Genomic DNA, 15,556 nt, shown 5'->3' with positions numbered 1-15,556 from the left:
CGGTTCACGTGCCCCGGCTACTCCTACTCCGTCCACTTACCCCCCAGGGGACGCGTATGACCAGTAGTTCCGACGTGATCGACGGCGCTGCGAAGGCGCCCGGTCAAGATTCCGACGCCGCCTTGGCCACGCTGGGTGGCGAGCAGAAGCGGTCCATCGAGCAGATCGCCCTCCTCGTGTTCATCACCGTCCCGTTCCTCGCGCTGCTGGCGGCGGTGCCGCTGGCGTGGGGGTGGGGGGTGAGCTGGCTGGACCTCGGTCTGCTGGTCTTCTTCTACTACCTCGGGTGCCACGGCATCACGATCGGCTTCCACCGTCACTTCACCCATGGTTCCTTCAAGGCGAAGCGGCCGTTGAAGATCGCGTTGGCGATCGCGGGTTCCATGGCGGTCGAGGGTCCGCTGGTGCGCTGGGTGGCCGACCATCGCAAGCATCACAAGTTCTCCGACGCGGAGGGCGACCCGCATTCGCCGTGGCGGTTCGGTGAGACGCTCCCGGCCCTGATGAAGGGCCTGTGGTGGGCGCACATCGGGTGGATGTTCGACGAGGAGCAGACGTCGCAGGAGAAGTACGCGCCGGACCTGATCAAGGACAAGACGCTGCGCGCCATCTCCCGCCAGTTCGTCTGGTGGACGGTGCTGTCGCTGGCGCTGCCGCCGGTGATCGGCGGTCTGGTGACGATGTCCTGGTGGGGCGCGTTCACGGCGTTCTTCTGGGGTTCGCTGGTCCGGGTGGCCCTGCTGCACCACGTGACCTGGTCGATCAACTCGATCTGCCACGCGGTCGGCAAGCGCCCGTTCAAGTCGCGTGACCGCTCGGGCAACGTGTGGTGGCTGGCGGTCCTGTCCTGCGGTGAGTCCTGGCACAACCTGCACCATGCCGACCCGACGTCCGCCCGGCACGGCGTGATGCGCGGCCAGCTCGATTCGAGCGCCCGCCTGATCCGCTGGTTCGAGATGGCGGGCTGGGCGTACGACGTGCGGTGGCCGTCACGCTCCCGTATCGATTCGCGCCGTAACACCGGGGAAGGCGGCTCCCCGCGCGGGAAGGAGCCCGTCGAGGCGGCATGATGGTCGCTGTGGCGACCGACTCGAGCAGCACCCCAGGCAACGACAAGCCGCGGCGAGCGCGTCGCACCCGGATGACCGGTGCCGAGCGCCGTCAGCAACTGCTGGAGATCGGTCGCACGCTCTTTGCGGCGAAGGGCTTCGAGGGCACGTCGGTGGAGGAGATCGCGGCGAAGGCCGGGGTGTCCAAGCCGGTGGTGTACGAGCACTTCGGCGGCAAGGAGGGGCTGTACGCGGTCGTGGTGGACCGTGAGATGCAGTGCCTGCTGGACATGGTGACCAGTTCGCTCACGGCCGGTCACCCTCGCGAACTGTGCGAACAGGCGGCGTTCGCCCTGCTGGACTACATCGAGGAGCACACGGACGGGTTCCGCATCCTGGTCCGTGACTCCCCCATCCCCCAGTCGACGGGTACCTTCGCTTCGCTGATCTCGGACATCGCCACCCAGGTGGAGGACATCCTGGGCCGCGAGTTCAAGAGCCGCGGCTTCGACCCGAAGCTGGCCCCGCTGTACGCCCAGGCCCTGGTCGGCATGGTCGCCCTGACCGGCCAGTGGTGGCTGGACGTGCGCCGGCCGAAGAAGGCCGAGGTGGCCGCGCACCTGGTGAACCTCGCGTGGCACGGCCTGGACGGGATAGAGGCCAAGCCGCACCTGATAGGGCGCCGGAAGGCCTAGGGCCGGCTCGCTTCCAGGAACTCCAGCCGGTTGCCGACCGGGTCCTGTGCGTAGAACCGCTGGTGACCGGGCAGGGCGGAGTCCCACCGGACGGCCACGCCGCTCGCCTCCAGCCGGGCGGCGTAGGCCTCGATGTCCGTCACCCGCAGCCCGGGGTGGGCCTTCGCCGCCGCCCGGAAGTCCTCCTCGATCCCCAGGTGCAGCTGCACCGCCCCGGCCCGGAACCAGCACCCGCCCCGCCGGGCGAGCGCCGGCGGCTTCGGCACCTCGGTCATGCCGAGGACGTCGACGTAGTACGCCCGCAGCCGCTCCTCGCTTCCGGGCGGGGCGGCGAGCTGGACGTGATCGAGGGCGGTGATCATCAGCTCTCCTTCCGTGCGACGGCGAACACCCGGCGGAAGGGGAACGGCGTGCCGTGGGGACCGGCCGGGTAGGCCTCGCGCAGGGCCGCCCGGTATTCGGCGACGAAGGCCTCCCGCGCCTCGGGCTGGTCGGCGAGCGCGGTCAGCACGGGCCGCAGCCCGGTCCCCTTCACCCAGTCCAGCACCGGGTCCTCGCCCTGGAGCAGGTGGATGTAGGTCGTCTCCCACACGTCGGCCGCGCAGCCGAGGGAGGTCAGTCGCTCGAGGTAGGCCTCGGGGGTGTGGACGGCGTCGGCGTGGCGCAGGGTGTCGGCGAGCCGGGCGCGCCAGCGCGGTGAACCGGCGAGTTCCCGCATGAGCCGGTGGCTGGGGGCTTCGAAGTTGCCCGGCACCTGGAAGGCGAGGGTGCCGCCGGGTTCGAGCCCGGCCACCCAGTCGGCGAACCGTTCGACGTGCCCCGGCACCCACTGGAGCGTGGCGTTGCTGATGATCAGGTCGTGGGGTTCGCCGGGCGTCCACGTCCGTACGTCGGCGGGCCCGAAGTCGAGACGGCCGCCCCCGGGCGTGGGCCCTTCGTGCTCGACGTGGGCCTTGTCGAGCATCTCGGGGGAGTTGTCGTAGCCGGTGATCCGGGCGGTGGGCCAGCGGGCGGCGAGCAGCGTGGTGACGTTGCCGGGGCCGCAGCCGAGGTCGGCGATGCGGGCCGGCTCCCTGGGCAGGTCGGGGACGCGGGCGAGGAGGTCGGTGAAGGGGCGGGCGCGGTGATCGGCGTGACGGAGGTACTGGGCCGGGTCCCAGGTGGGGGCGGCTGCGGGCATGGGTCCTCCTGGTGTCCTGGTGGTGGCGGTGCGGGACGCACACCCAGCGTGATCCCCGATGTATCTCGATGTCAAGAAACTAGACGTCAAGAGACTCTACGTCGACACAACCACTACACTGATCGTCATGGAGGACGAGGTCGATCGGCTGGTCGCAGCGTGGCGCCGGGAGCGCCCGGACCTCGACGTGGAACCGCTCGAGGTGCTCAGCCGCGTGAGCAGGCTGGCCCGGCATCTGGACCGGGCGCGGCGGCTGGCGTTCTCGGAGCACAACCTGGAGCCGTGGGAGTTCGACGTCCTGACGGCCCTGCGCCGGGCGGGCACCCCGTACCAGCTCTCGCCGGGACAGCTCCTCACCCAGACCCTGGTCACCTCGGGCACGATGACGAACCGCATCGACCGCCTGGCGAAGAAGGGCCTGGTGGAGCGGCTCCCCGACCCCAGTGACCGCCGCGGCGTCCTGGTCCGGCTGACGGACGAGGGCCGGGACCGCGCGGACCAGGCCCTGGCGGGTCTGCTGGACCAGGAGCGCGCGATCCTCGCGGAGCTCTCCCGAGCCCAGCGCGGCGAGCTGGCGGCGCTGCTACGCCAGCTGACCGCCCCGTTCGACAACATCCCCGGCTAGGTCCACGGGCCCGACCCCGGCCCGCCGCGCCAGGGCGACGGCGGCGAGGGTGGAATGCACGCCGAGCTTGCCGAGGACGTTCTGCATGTGGGTCCGCACGGTGTGCGGCGACAGGAACAGGCGCTCGGCGACGGCCTTGCGCCCCAGCCCCGCGACCATGCACCGCAGCACTTCCCGCTCACGCGGTGTGAGCGACTCGACGAGGCGCTCGCTCTCGGTGCGGTGCTTGCGGGCGGCGGTGAGCTCCCGCAGGACGCCGGTCAGCAGGGCGGGCGGCAGATGCGTCTCGTCGCGCAGCACCCCGCGGATGACGTTGAGCAGCCGGGACAGGGAACAGTCCTTGGCGACCCAGCCGGACGCCCCGGCCTGCAGGGCGAGCGCCGCCCGGCGCGGATCGTCCTTCTCGGCGAGCACGACGATCCGTACGTTCGGCTGCGCGGAGCGCACTCCCGTGACGAGGGAGATTCCGTCGACGAGCCCGTCCTCGTTGCCCTCCTGCACGGGTACGGCCGGGCGGGCGCCCGGTACCTTGCCGCCCAGGTCGGCGTCCACGAGCAGCACGTCGAACCGCCGCCCCTCGGCGACCGCCCGCTCCAGGCTGCGCAGCGCGGCCGGACCGCTGCCGGCCGCGGAGACGTCGACATCGGGCTCGGCGGCCAGGGCCGCCGCGAGTGACTCGGCGAAGATGCGATGGTCGTCGACGACCAGGACTCGGATGCGAACCACGTAACCCCCTTCCCCAGTGCTCCCGAAGAGCAGGGGATACCCCAACCGCGGAGAATGACACCGCGCGGGTACGACGCCGGGGTGTCCGGGTCCGCCGCGTCCGACCGTCCGTCGGTGCCGCAGCAGCCTGTCCGGGTCGCCGCAGCCGCACGGCCGCCGCCGTGCAGTACCGCCACCCCCACCCCGGGCGTCGTACCCGGCTGTCTCGCCCCCTGATCGGCACCGGCCCCCACCGGTGCTGTTCATCAGGGTACGGACGGGGGCCCGGAGCGGAAGGTTATTTGCAGAACTGACCGTCCGACGCGTTTATGGTGTGCCGCATGTTCCGTCTTGAGACAGAAGTCGACAAGGCCCGACGTGATCTGCTCCGCACACGCCTGCGGGACACGAACACCGCCGCCTCTCCGATCCTGCGCGCCCTGCGCGGGACACCCGGCGAGCGGGACGTCCCGTTGCACGTGTGGGCTGTGAACGACACCGACGATCTCGCCGGCGGACTGGTCGGCTACACCTGGGCGACCTGGCTGCATGTGACATACCTGTGGGTCGACGAACGCCACCGCGGCAGGGGCCTGGGCGCACGGCTCCTCGCACAGGCGGAGCACATCGCGACGACGTCCCGCGGCTGCAGCGCGGCCCGCCTGGAGACGTGGGACTTCCAGGCACCGCAGTTCTATGTGAAGCAGGGGTACGAGGTGGTGTGCGCGGTGCCGGATTATCCGCCGGGGGTCACGGAGTACATGCTGACGAAGAGGCTGGGCTGAGGGACTGGGCCGAGTTGCGGCAGCGAAACCCTCGATCACGCCCCGCTCTCCCTCACCGATAGCGTTGGTTCGCTTGAGTTATCCCCCCACATGATCAACGGGAGACACAGTGAACCGCCCCGCTCGGCTCGTGACAGCCGCGCTCACCGCATCCGCGGCCCTGCTGCTGACCGCCTGTGGCTCGGGGGGAGGTGACGGTTCGTCGTCTTCCGACAAGATCGCCGGTGCGGATTCGGGCGACAAGGCCTCGGCTTCCCCCTCCGCTTCCGCGACGGAGGACGGCATCGACCGGCCGGAGATCAAGCTGCCCGGGGACATGAAGCTGGTCTTCGAGGGACGGCAGACGGGTGACGCGGTCAAGGACGCGATCCTGGCGGACAACGAACGAACCGTCAGCACGGTCTGGCAGGCCATGGCGTACGGCGATCTGAAGAAGTCGGGCATGGGCTTCTACTACACGGACAACGCACTGGTCGGCGTCTACCAGTATGCGAAGGGCGCCATCGACAAGAAGACCAGCTGGGCAGGCACGCTTCGGTACTTCGACCGCAAGGTGACGGTGTTCGACAAGAAGTCGGCGGCCTTGACGTACTGCGTCGACGAGAGCAAGGCCGACCTCAAGGATCGCGAGACGAACAAGCTGCAGGGCACCAAAACCACGCCCAACAGTTACGTCTTCTACAACCTCGGCTTGAAGAAGAACAAGGATGGCGTCTGGCAGACCTGGGATCTCACCGAGGACCGGGGGTCGCAGAAGTGCCAGCCCTGACGCGTTGCCTGGGACTGACGGCGCTGACCATCGCGTTGACCGGACTCGGGGCGTTTCCGGCTACGGCTGGAGGGTTCGATCCTGTCGGCTCCCAGCAGAGCAAGACATCCGGCGACTCCTCCGGCCCGGCCCTGGAGTCTCGCGTCAGCATCACGGTCAAGGGCACCAAGGCGAAGGGCAGCGGTCCGGTCACCTCCACTGCCGCGGACTGGGAGCCGCCGGCCTGTTGGTACGAGCCGTACTGGAAGGCCAAGGACTTCAAGACCTTCAACGAGGCCAAGTGGTCGATGTACGAGTCCGCCGGTGGCGAGCCGGAGGGCATCGCGGACGTCCAAGCGCGCTATAAGAAGGGCCACCCGTACAAGGACTTCAACGTCGCCAAGAACGACGAGGGCATGTGGTGGGTGGCGGTGAAGAACCCGGAGATGAAGGACGACCCGGCGGCCAAGGCCTGCACGCGCGACCCCTTCTGGGTCGACAACGGCAAGAATCCCGGCGTCCCTCAAGCCATCGACACCGAGACCCTCGCCGGGCTCGCGCACCAGCGGACCGTCGTGCCGCCGACGAAGATCTCCCTCGCACCGGACGCCAGGTCGACGGTGAACGCGCCCACCTGGGTCTGGCTGGACAGGGGCGCCTTCAAGCCCGTGTCCGTCACGGCGAGTCTGCCCGGCACGGGACTGTGGGCGACCACCACGGCCAAGCCGGTGAGCCTGCACCTCGACCCCGGAACCGCGGACGCGGAAACCCTCCCGGCGTCCGGTGAATGCCTGATCAACGACGACGGCTCCATCGGCGAACCGTACGCCCGGGGCAAGGCGGAGCTGACGCCTCCGTGCGGGGTGCGGTACCTGCGCTCGTCGGGAGACGACACGTACGGCCTGGAGGCGACCCTCACCTGGGAGATCACCTGGGAGGGCGCGGGCGGCACGGGCGGCGATCTGCCCAACGGCACGTTCGCCACCACCACCGAGGTGCCGGTCCAGGAGATCCAGTCCGTCAACCGCTGACAGAAACGACGAAAGCGGCGCCCCCGTGCGGATGAGGGTGCCGCTTTCGTCCGGTCGGTCAGTGGAGGCGGCGGGCGCCCGGGGACGGGACCGCTTCGAAGACGCGGGGCGTCGTGAAGCCCGCCGACGCGAAGGCCTCTGTCACCGTCTTGGTGATGGCGTCCACGTCCTGCTCCTCCGCGAGGACGATCGCCGAGCCGCCGAAGCCGCCGCCGGTCATGCGGGCGCCGAGGGCGCCGGAGGCCAGGGCCGTGTCGACGACCAGGTCCAACTCCGGGCAGGAGATGCGGAAGTCGTCGCGGAGGGAGGCGTGGCCCTCGATCAGGACCGGGCCGATCGCGCGGGTCTCGCCGGATTCGAGGAGGGAGACGACCCGTTCGACGCGTGCGTTCTCCGTGACGATGTGGCGGACCAGCCGGCGAACCTCCTCCTCGTCGCCCAGGCGGGCCAGGGCCGCGTCCAGGTCGGCGTAGGGGATGTCCCGGAGCGCGTCGACGCCCAGCAGGGCCGCGCCCTTCTCGCAGCCGGCGCGGCGCTTGCCGTACTCGCCCTCGCTGTGGGAGTGCTTGACCTGCGTGTCCACGACCAGCAGGCGCATGCCCTCGGCCGCCAGGTCGAAGGGGATCTGCTTCTGGGAGAGGTCACGCGTGTCGAGGAACAGGGCGTGGCCGGTCTCGCAGCAGGCCGACGCCGTCTGGTCCATGATGCCGACGGGGGCGCCGACGTAGACGTTCTCCGCGCGCTGGCACAGGCGGGCCAGTTGCCAGCCGCGCAGGCCGAGGGAGAACAGGTCGTTCAGGGCCAGGGCGACGACGACTTCCAGCGCCGCCGACGACGACAGGCCCGCGCCCGACGGGACCGTGGAGGACAGGTGGATGTCCGCGCCCGTGATCGCGTGGCCGGCCTCGCGCAGGGCCCAGACCACGCCCGCCGGGTACGCGGTCCAGGTCTTGTCCGACTCGGGGGACAGGGCGTCCAGGCGGAGTTCGGTCACGCCTGACTCGACGTCCGCCGAGTGGAGGCGGAGGATGCCGTCGTCGCGGCGCGCCACCGCCGCCACCGCCGTGTGCGGCAGGGCGAACGGCATGACGAAGCCGTCGTTGTAGTCCGTGTGCTCGCCGATGAGGTTGACGCGTCCCGGCGCCGCCCACACGCCGTGCGGCTCGGCTCCGTACAGCTCGCTGAACCGTGAGGCGACCGTCTGCGCCACAGCCTCGCTCATGCCTGACCCCTGACTCTTTCCGTACGTACTAGTTGCCGCGCCGCTGCGCGAAGTCCCACGCGTCCGCGACGATTCCCGCGAGGTCCGCGCGGGACGGGTTCCAGCCCAGTTTCTCGCGGGCGGTGGCGGCCGAGGCCACCAGGACCGCCGGGTCGCCGCCCCGGCGGGGGGCCACGACCTCGGGGATCGGGTGGCCCGTGACCCGGCGGACGGTCTCGATGACCTCGCGGACCGAGAAGCCGTTGCCGTTGCCGAGGTTGCAGATCAGGTGCTCGCCGGGGGCTGCGGCCTTCAGGGCCAGCAGGTGGGCCTCGGCCAGGTCCGCGACGTGGATGTAGTCGCGGACGCAGGTGCCGTCCGGCGTCGCGTAGTCGTCGCCGAACACCGAGATCGCCTCGCGCCTGCCCTGCGCCACCTGGAGGACCAGCGGGATCAGGTGCGACTCGGGGTCGTGGCGCTCGCCGTACTCGCCGTAGGCGCCCGCCACGTTGAAGTAGCGCAGGGAGACCGCGCCCAGGCCGTGCGCCGCCGCCTCACCCGTGATCATGTGGTCGACCGCGAGCTTCGAGGCGCCGTACGGGTTCGTGGGGGACGTGGGCGCCGACTCGACGATCGGGACCTGCTCCGGCTCGCCGTACGTCGCCGCCGTCGAGGAGAAGACCAGCTTGGACACGCCCGCCTCGCGCATCGCGGCCAGCAGCGCCATGGTGCCGCCGACGTTGTTGTCCCAGTACTTCTCCGGCTTCACGACCGACTCGCCGACCTGCGAGAACGCGGCGAAGTGCAACACACCGTCGAAGGAGGAGTCCAGCCATTTGGCGGCATCGCGGATGTCGCCCTCGACGAACGACGCGTCCGCCGGGACGCCCTCGCGAAAGCCCGTGGAGAGGTTGTCGAGGACGACGACCTCGTGACCGGCCTCCAGCAGGTGCTGTGCGACCACGCTGCCGACGTATCCCGCACCGCCTGTCACCAGGTACTTCCCGCTCATGAACTCGCTACCTCTCGCAGTCGCTCGGCCGCGCGCTCCGGCGGCACGTCGTTGATGAACACGTTCATGCCGGACTCGGAACCCGCGAGGAACTTCAGCTTGCCGGAAGTGCGGCGGATGGTGAAAAGCTCGAGGTGGAGCGCGAAGTCCTCGCGCACGACCCCGTCGAACTCCTCCAGCGCGCCGAACGGGGCCTGGTGCCAGGCCGCGATGTACGGCGTCGGGGGCTCACTCTCACCGAAGATCCGGTCGAAGCGCCTCAAGAGTTCCAGGTAGACCTGGGGGAATTCTGTGCGCGCGCCCTCGTCCAGGCCGAGCAGGTCGGGCACGCGGCGCTTGGGGTACAGGTGGACCTCGTACGGCCAGTGCGCCGCGTACGGCACGAAGGCCACCCAGTGTTCACCCTCCAGGACGACCCGCTCGCCGGCGAGTTCACGCTCCAGGACGGCGTCGAAGAGGTTCTCCCCGCCGGTCATCTCCTTGTGGGTGGCGGCCGAGCGGAGCATCAGCGCGGTGCGGGGGGTGGTGAAGGGGTAGGCGTAGATCTGACCGTGCGGGTGGCCGAGGGTCACGCCGATCTCGGCGCCCCGGTTCTCGAAGCAGAACACCTGCTCGACGGCGGGGAGGTGGGACAGCTCCGACGTGCGGTCCGTCCAGGCCTCCAGCACCAGGCCCGCCTGCTCCTCGGTGAGCTCGGCGAAGGCGGCGTTGTGGTCGGAGGTGAAGCAGACGACCTCGCAGCGGCCCGAGTCGCCGGCCAGCGAGGGGAACCGGTTCTCGAAGACGACGACGTCGTACGAGGAGTCCGGGATCTCGCTCAGGCGATCGCCCGCCGACGGGCACAGCGGGCACTCGTCGGCCGGCGGATGGTAGGTGCGGCCCTGGCGGTGCGAGGCGATGGCGACGGAGTCGCCGAGGAGGGGGTCGCGGCGGATCTCGGACGTGGTGACGGTGCGGTCCAGCGGCCGGCGGTCGGTCGCGTCCCGCACGCTGTCGTCACGCAGGTCGTAGTAGATGAGCTCGCGACCGTCGGCCAGCCGGGTCGAGGTCTTCTTCACGCCGGACTCCTTGTCCTTCAAACAGAACCCAACATATAAAAACACCCTCCTCCCCAATCGTCAACATCACAATCCAACAAAGTGCATCAGAAGACGGGTTCAACTGCTGAACGCGGAGAAGAAGATCCCGCGAGGTATCGGTTCGCGCAACGAAGCGAGGGCTCATGCAAACCCCCACATATCTGTCGGCCGAGCTGCGACTCCCCACGAACTGGCTCGACTACACCATCCTCGGCATCTACTTCCTCGTCGTCCTCGGCATCGGCTTCGCCGCCCGGCGCTCGGTGAAGACCAGTCTCGACTTCTTCCTCTCCGGCCGCTCCCTGCCCGCCTGGGTCACCGGTCTCGCGTTCATCGCGGCCAACCTGGGCGCCACCGAAATCCTGGGCATGGCCGCCAACAGCGCCCAGTACGGCGTCTACACCACGCACTGGTACTGGATCGGCGCCATCCCGGCCATGGTCTTCCTCGGCCTGGTGATGATGCCCTTCTACTACGGCTCCAAGGTCCGATCGGTCCCGGAGTTCCTGCTGATGCGCTTCGACCGGGCGGCGCACCTGCTCAGTTCCGTCCTCTTCGCCTTCGCCGCCATCCTCATCGCCGGCGTCAACCTCTACGCGCTGGCCATCGTCGTCGAGGCGCTGCTGGGCTGGCCGGAGTGGGTGGCGATCGTCGTCGCCGGGTTCTTCGTGCTCGCCTACATCACGCTCGGCGGCCTGTCCTCGGCGATCTACAACGAGGTCCTGCAGTTCTTCGTCATCCTCGCCGCGCTCATCCCGATCACGGTGCTGGGCCTGAAGAAGGTCGGCGGCTGGGACGGCCTGTCCGACTCCCTCACCAAGAGCCACGGCGCCGACTTCATGACGTCCTGGGGCGGTACGGGCATCGGCAGCGACAACCCGCTCGGCGCGAACTGGCTGACGATCGTCCTGGGCCTCGGCTTCGTCCTCTCCTTCGGCTACTGGACGACGAACTTCGCCGAGGTGCAGCGCGCGCTGTCCGCGAAGAACCTCTCGGCGGCCCAGCGCACCCCGCTGATCGCCGCGTTCCCGAAGATCTTCATCGTCTTCCTGGTGATGATCCCCGGCCTGGTCGCCGCGGTGCTGGTGCCGAAGATCGGCACGTCCGGCTCGGACCTCCAGTACAACGACGCGATCCCCTACCTGATGTCCCAGCTGCTGCCCAACGGCGTGCTGGGCATCGCCGTCACCGGCCTGCTCGCGGCGTTCATGGCGGGCATGGCGGCCAACGTGTCGTCCTTCAACACCGTGTTCACCACGGACATCTGGGCGAAGTACGTCGTGAAGGGCCGCGAGGACGAGTACTACGTGCGCTTCGGCCGGCTCATCACCGCGGTCGGTGTCCTGGCCTCCATCGGCACGGCGTTCCTCGCCCGCTCCTTCTCCAACATCATGGCCTACCTGCAGACCCTCTTCTCCTTCTTCAACGTGCCGATGTTCGTCGTCTTCATCATCGGCATGTTCTGGAAGCGGGCGTCCATGAAGTCCGGATTCTGGGGACTGCTCGCGGGCACCACCGCCGCGATGGTCAACTACTTCGTCCTCTACAAGCAGGACATCATCGACATCCCCTCCGACCAGGGGGCCAACTTCGTCTCGGCGATCGCGGGCTTCGTCGCGGGCGCGGTCGTCATGGTGGCGGTGTCGCTGTTCACCGCGCCCAAGCCCACTCAGGAGCTGCAGGGGCTGGTCTACGGCACCCGCTCGCCCGGCATGACGGAGCCGCCCGCCCCCGGGGACGAGGCCTGGTACCGCAAGCCGGCACTGCTGGGCTGGGGCGCGGTCGTCCTGGCCGCGGCCTGCTACATCCCGTTCTCGTTCTGACCGAACCCCGACCGAGGAGTGTGATCGCACATGTCCGAGTTCTACTCCGAGAAGGACCTGCAACGGGAAGTCACCGAACTGCAGGGCAAGTCGGCGACCGCCGCGCGGCTGTTCGACATCCGGCGGATCATCGGCGGGCTGTTCGTGATCTACGGCGTCATCGTCACGATCGCGGGGTTCACGGCGTCCGACGCGGACATCGACAAGGCCGCCGGTGTGAACATCAACCTGTGGACCGGGCTGGGGATGCTGCTGCTGGGCTTGTTCTTCCTGGCGTGGCTGAAGCTGAGGCCTGCGGCGCCGGCCCCGCCCGGGGTTGAGCCGGAGGGTGACGACCTGGCGGAGTAGCCCGGGGGTTGTCCGGTGCGCGGCGCTGGTGCTGAGGCCGGGTGGGTGCGCGACTCGGCGCGACGAGGTGCCGCTACCGCCCACCCGTGCCGCCCCTAGCGGCACGATTGCCCGCAGCTGGGTGAGCCGCGACGCACCCGCACCCGCCGTCGGACGCAAGGGGACGGGTCGGGAGGTGTCCGCCCGCAGCGGTTGGCGCGTCCACGCCAGTCAGTCGGTACGCAAGTCGATCGCGCCGTTCCGAGGACGGACACCCCCCGGCGCGGCCCCGACCCTAGGCGCGGCCCCACCCCCCACCCGGCGGCAGGCGCAGCCACCCGCACTCCGAACCCCGCGGCGGGCGCAGCCACCCGCTCCCAAACCCCGTGGCAGGCGCAGCCCCCCGCACCCCCACCGCCGGTCGGACAGCTCACGGCTCCCGCCGCACCGGCCCCGCCCGGTCCAGCAAGCCCGTCCGTGCCGCCAGCGCCGCCGCCTCCAAACGCGACCCCACGCCCAGTTTCATCAGCACCCGCTGGACATGCGTACGCGCCGTCGACGGTGCGATGCCCATGCCCGCCGCGATCAGGCGGGTGTCCTCGCCGTCCGCGACGCGGACCAGGACCTCGACCTCCCTCGGCGTGAGCATGGACAGCAACCGCTGGCCCTCGTCGTCCGGTTGGGCCGCCGGGTTGAGCAACTCACCGAACGCCCCCTGCAACAGTTGCGGCGCGACCGCCGCCTCCCCCGCCCGCGCCTTCATGATCGCCCGCTCGACACCCTCTATGCGCTCGTCGTGCCGGACGTACCCCGACGCCCCCGCCGCGAACGCCGCAGCGATGCCCCTGGGGCTCGGCACCGGCCCCAGCACCAGCACCGCCACCTGCGGCCGCTCCCGCTTGATCCGCACCACCGGGTCGAAGATCCCCGGCTCGGCCGGCGCCGCCGTCCCCAGCAGGCACACCTCAGGCGCCCGCGTGATCACCAGCTCCGCCGCACCCGCGGCCGGCGCCGCCGCGGCCAGCACCCGGTGCCCCCGCAGCTTCAGCGCCGAAGCCAGCGCCTCGGCCAGCAATCGGTGGTCGTCGACCACCATGAGCCGCACTCCCATCGAGCAACCCCCCAGTCACCCCAGCCCCCCACGGGAGCCCCCCGGCTCCCCCGCCTTCATGCCCCCGGAAGCTACACGCTTGTTCGACGTTGCGCTCCCCCTACCGGCGAGAATCGCCCCGGATCGCCGATATTCCTCTCCTTCCGGGTTGACCGCGCCGAACAGCTGCGGCCCCGCCCCTGAACAGGGACGGGGCCGCATCAGCCACCAGTCGATCAAGAACCGGTCAGTACCCGGTCAGAGCCCGGTCGAAGCGGTCAGCCCGTACCGAAGCCGACCGCGAGATACTCCTTCTCCCGCACCGTCGACCGCTTGCTCGCGTACACCTTGGACATGTAAAGGTGCCCCTCGGCGTACAGGAACTCGGAGTACTCCGGCGACATGCTGGTCTCCACGTCCCGGACCGAGTCCGTCGCGGGATTCTGCAGCAGCGTCGTCTGCTTGAAGCTGCCCCCGGCGATGCTCACCACCTGTCCGCCCTTGTCGTAGGGGGGACGCTTGTACGCGATCAGGTTGCCGCCGTCCATGCGCAGCGGCGAGATCGTGTAGCCGTCGCCCGCGTCGGCCCGCTGGCCCGTCTGCTTGCCGGTGGCGAGGTCGAAGGCGACGATCTCGTTGGTCTGGCTGTACTTGCCGGTGCCGTCGTGCTCCTCGGTCGGCAGGTACAGCCGGTCGTTGCCGACGGCCAGCAGGTTGCAGGCCTCGACGCGGGTGATGCCCTCGCAGCGGGCCGCGAACTGCTCGCCCGGCGCGGAGATGCGCGTGCGCAGCTTGCCGGTCTTGGCGTCGATGGAGAAGAAGTCGGAGATGCCGCTGCCGTCGCCCGCGGAGTCGCCGACGTCGGCGGCCACGACCAGCGGGTTGGTCGACACGATGCTGGCGTACTCGATGCCCTCGGTCATCTTGTACTCCGAGATCACCTTCCCGGACTTCGGGTCGATGGTCTGGATGTGCAGCTGCCGCTGGTCGTAGGAGCCGCACTTGCGCACCGCGACCAGCTTCTCGCCGCCGCCGTAACCGGCGTCGTAGCAGGAGTCGGCCGGCTTCGGGCTCCACAGGAGCTTGCCGGAGACGTCGAAGGCGGCGCCGCCGCTGGTGCTGCCGACGGCGACGGTCTTCCCGCTGAGGGTGATGTTGTCGAAGTTCATCACCTGGTCACCGGACTTGACCGTCTTGGTCCACAGCCGCTTGCCGGCGTCGAGGTCGATGAGGGCGATCTGGCTGCACCCGTGCGAGGGGTCGGCCTTGGTGGGCATCGCCGGCTGGTAGAGAACCGCCGTCAGGTTGTCGTCGGTGACGTGGCGGCTGGCCTGGCAGACCGGGCCGTCCAGGGGGATCTTCCACAGCTCGCCGCCCTTGTCGCGGTCGTAGCCGACGATCTGCGCGATGCCGCTCTTGACGTACGCCTTGTCGGTGAGCCACGAGCCGGAGACGACGACCGTGCTGTCGTTCTTCACCTCGGGCGCCGGGACCTGGAAGAGGACCTTGGCGCTGGGGTCGGACGGTGCCTTCTCCTTGCCGGAGGCGGTGCCGCCGTTGCCGTCGTCCGTGCCGCCGGTGCCGCCGCTCTGGCCGGCGGTGTCGTTCTCCCTGCCCTCGTCCTTGCCGGACGAGGCGTACCAGACGCCGCCGCCGATGATCAGCGCGATCGCCACGACCGCGGCGACGATGATCAGCATCTGCGTGGTGAGCTTCTTGCCGCCGCCCGGCTGTCCGGCCTGCGGCTGGTGCGGCATGGACTGCTGCGGATAGCCGTAACCGGGCTGCCCGTAGCCGGGCTGCCCGTAAGGCGCCTGCTGCTGCCCGTAGGGCGCCTGCTGGGGCTGCCCGTACGGTCCCGGCTGCTGGCCGGGGTAGCCGTAGCCGGGCGGGGGCTGCGGAGGCTGGGGTGCCGGGGCGCCCTGCGGATAGCCGTAACCCTGCGGCGGCTGGGGCGGCGTCTGCGGGGCGGCCGGCGGAGGCGTCTGCGGGGTCTGCGGCGCCTGGGGGTAGCCGTACCCCGGCTCCGGGGCCTTGCCGAGGTTCGGCCCGGCCGCGGGCGGCGGGGTCTGCGGCGGCTGGTCCTGGGGCGGCCCGAAGCCGCCCCCCTGCGGGGGCTGCTGGGGCGGCGGGGGCGGCGGCTGGGTCATGGCGTGGGTACCTCGGGGAAGGGGACGGACGACGAGGGGAGTTGGGAAGGAGGAGG

At 70.1% G+C, this 15,556-nt stretch carries 16 protein-coding genes; 8 read left to right on the top strand and 8 right to left on the bottom strand.

Translation table 11 applies throughout. The annotated features are described in order from the left end of the window. Positions 1–56: 56 nt before the first annotated feature. Both FDO69_RS14400 and FDO69_RS14395 read left to right on the top strand, forming a co-directional pair. On the top strand, positions 57–1,070 hold the full coding sequence (locus FDO69_RS14400; RefSeq protein WP_104780187.1) for an acyl-CoA desaturase: 1,014 nt from the start codon (positions 57–59) through the stop codon (positions 1,068–1,070). Then, positions 1,067–1,744: a TetR/AcrR family transcriptional regulator gene (locus tag FDO69_RS14395; protein WP_104780186.1), complete on the top strand. Its 678-nt coding sequence runs from the start codon at positions 1,067–1,069 to the stop codon at positions 1,742–1,744. Before FDO69_RS14400 ends, FDO69_RS14395 begins: the two co-directional genes overlap by 4 nt. On the opposite strand, the gene FDO69_RS14390 is transcribed toward FDO69_RS14395, so the two are convergent. After that, positions 1,741–2,106, bottom strand: coding sequence for a VOC family protein (locus tag FDO69_RS14390; protein WP_104780185.1), 366 nt, complete (start codon positions 2,104–2,106; stop codon positions 1,741–1,743). The genes FDO69_RS14395 and FDO69_RS14390 overlap by 4 nt on opposite strands. Continuing rightward, positions 2,106–2,924: a trans-aconitate 2-methyltransferase gene (locus FDO69_RS14385; RefSeq protein ID WP_104780184.1), complete on the bottom strand. Its 819-nt coding sequence runs from the start codon at positions 2,922–2,924 to the stop codon at positions 2,106–2,108. The genes FDO69_RS14390 and FDO69_RS14385 overlap by 1 nt, the downstream gene beginning before the upstream one ends. Before the next feature lie 127 nt (positions 2,925–3,051). On the opposite strand from FDO69_RS14385, the gene tamR reads away from it, so the two are divergent. Continuing rightward, on the top strand, positions 3,052–3,549 hold the full coding sequence (tamR, locus tag FDO69_RS14380) for a MarR family transcriptional regulator TamR (protein WP_104780304.1): 498 nt from the start codon (positions 3,052–3,054) through the stop codon (positions 3,547–3,549). Here the strand turns inward: tamR and FDO69_RS14375 are convergent. Further along, complete coding sequence (locus FDO69_RS14375) at positions 3,508–4,275, bottom strand: LuxR C-terminal-related transcriptional regulator (protein ID WP_104780183.1); 768 nt, start codon at positions 4,273–4,275, stop codon at positions 3,508–3,510. The two genes, tamR and FDO69_RS14375, sit on opposite strands and share 42 nt — an antisense overlap. Positions 4,276–4,583: 308 nt before the next feature. Here FDO69_RS14375 and FDO69_RS14370 point away from each other — a divergent pair, with 308 nt between their 5' ends. The 3 genes from FDO69_RS14370 to FDO69_RS14360 all read left to right on the top strand — a co-directional run bounded on the left by FDO69_RS14370 (position 4,584) and on the right by FDO69_RS14360 (position 6,818). Continuing rightward, positions 4,584–5,039, top strand: a complete 456-nt coding sequence (locus FDO69_RS14370) for a GNAT family N-acetyltransferase (RefSeq protein WP_170320878.1) — start codon at positions 4,584–4,586, stop codon at positions 5,037–5,039. Positions 5,040–5,148: 109 nt separating this feature from the next. Beyond that, complete coding sequence (locus FDO69_RS14365) at positions 5,149–5,808, top strand: hypothetical protein (RefSeq protein ID WP_234387934.1); 660 nt, start codon at positions 5,149–5,151, stop codon at positions 5,806–5,808. Beyond that, on the top strand, positions 5,796–6,818 hold the full coding sequence (locus FDO69_RS14360) for a hypothetical protein (RefSeq protein WP_104780182.1): 1,023 nt from the start codon (positions 5,796–5,798) through the stop codon (positions 6,816–6,818). Before FDO69_RS14365 ends, FDO69_RS14360 begins: the two co-directional genes overlap by 13 nt. A gap of 58 nt (positions 6,819–6,876) precedes the next feature. Here FDO69_RS14360 and galK read toward each other — a convergent pair whose 3' ends face one another. The 3 genes from galK to galT are packed head-to-tail and all read right to left on the bottom strand — an operon-like array spanning position 6,877 to position 10,089. Further along, complete coding sequence (galK, locus tag FDO69_RS14355; protein WP_104780181.1) at positions 6,877–8,040, bottom strand: galactokinase; 1,164 nt, start codon at positions 8,038–8,040, stop codon at positions 6,877–6,879. A gap of 28 nt (positions 8,041–8,068) precedes the next feature. Further along, the gene (gene galE, locus FDO69_RS14350; protein WP_104780180.1) at positions 8,069–9,031 is read right to left on the bottom strand and encodes a UDP-glucose 4-epimerase GalE; all 963 of its coding nucleotides are present in this window, start codon (positions 9,029–9,031) and stop codon (positions 8,069–8,071) included. After that, complete coding sequence (galT, locus tag FDO69_RS14345) at positions 9,028–10,089, bottom strand: galactose-1-phosphate uridylyltransferase (RefSeq protein WP_104780302.1); 1,062 nt, start codon at positions 10,087–10,089, stop codon at positions 9,028–9,030. The genes galE and galT overlap by 4 nt, the downstream gene beginning before the upstream one ends. 164 nt (positions 10,090–10,253) lie before the next feature. On the opposite strand from galT, the gene FDO69_RS14340 reads away from it, so the two are divergent. Next, positions 10,254–11,933: a sodium:solute symporter family protein gene (locus FDO69_RS14340; protein WP_104780179.1), complete on the top strand. Its 1,680-nt coding sequence runs from the start codon at positions 10,254–10,256 to the stop codon at positions 11,931–11,933. A gap of 30 nt (positions 11,934–11,963) precedes the next feature. Next, positions 11,964–12,281 (top strand): hypothetical protein, encoded by a 318-nt coding sequence (locus tag FDO69_RS14335; protein WP_104780178.1) that lies wholly within the window; start codon positions 11,964–11,966, stop codon positions 12,279–12,281. Between the two features lie 409 nt (positions 12,282–12,690). On the opposite strand, the gene FDO69_RS14330 is transcribed toward FDO69_RS14335, so the two are convergent. Together FDO69_RS14330 and FDO69_RS14325 are read right to left on the bottom strand one after the other, a co-directional pair. Beyond that, positions 12,691–13,371 (bottom strand): helix-turn-helix transcriptional regulator, encoded by a 681-nt coding sequence (locus FDO69_RS14330; RefSeq protein WP_104780177.1) that lies wholly within the window; start codon positions 13,369–13,371, stop codon positions 12,691–12,693. A 257-nt stretch (positions 13,372–13,628) separates the two neighbouring features. Continuing rightward, positions 13,629–15,500 carry an outer membrane protein assembly factor BamB family protein gene (locus tag FDO69_RS14325; protein ID WP_104780176.1) on the bottom strand — a complete coding sequence of 624 codons (1,872 nt, stop codon included), beginning with the start codon at positions 15,498–15,500 and terminating at the stop codon, positions 13,629–13,631. Between the last annotated feature and the right edge of the window lie 56 nt (positions 15,501–15,556).

It is taken from the genome of Streptomyces tibetensis, assembly GCF_007655005.1.
Taxonomy (GTDB): Bacteria; Actinomycetota; Actinomycetes; order Streptomycetales; family Streptomycetaceae; genus Streptomyces; species Streptomyces tibetensis.
Note: the sequence above shows the minus strand (reverse complement) of the source record. Positions and strands in the feature narration are given on the sequence as shown.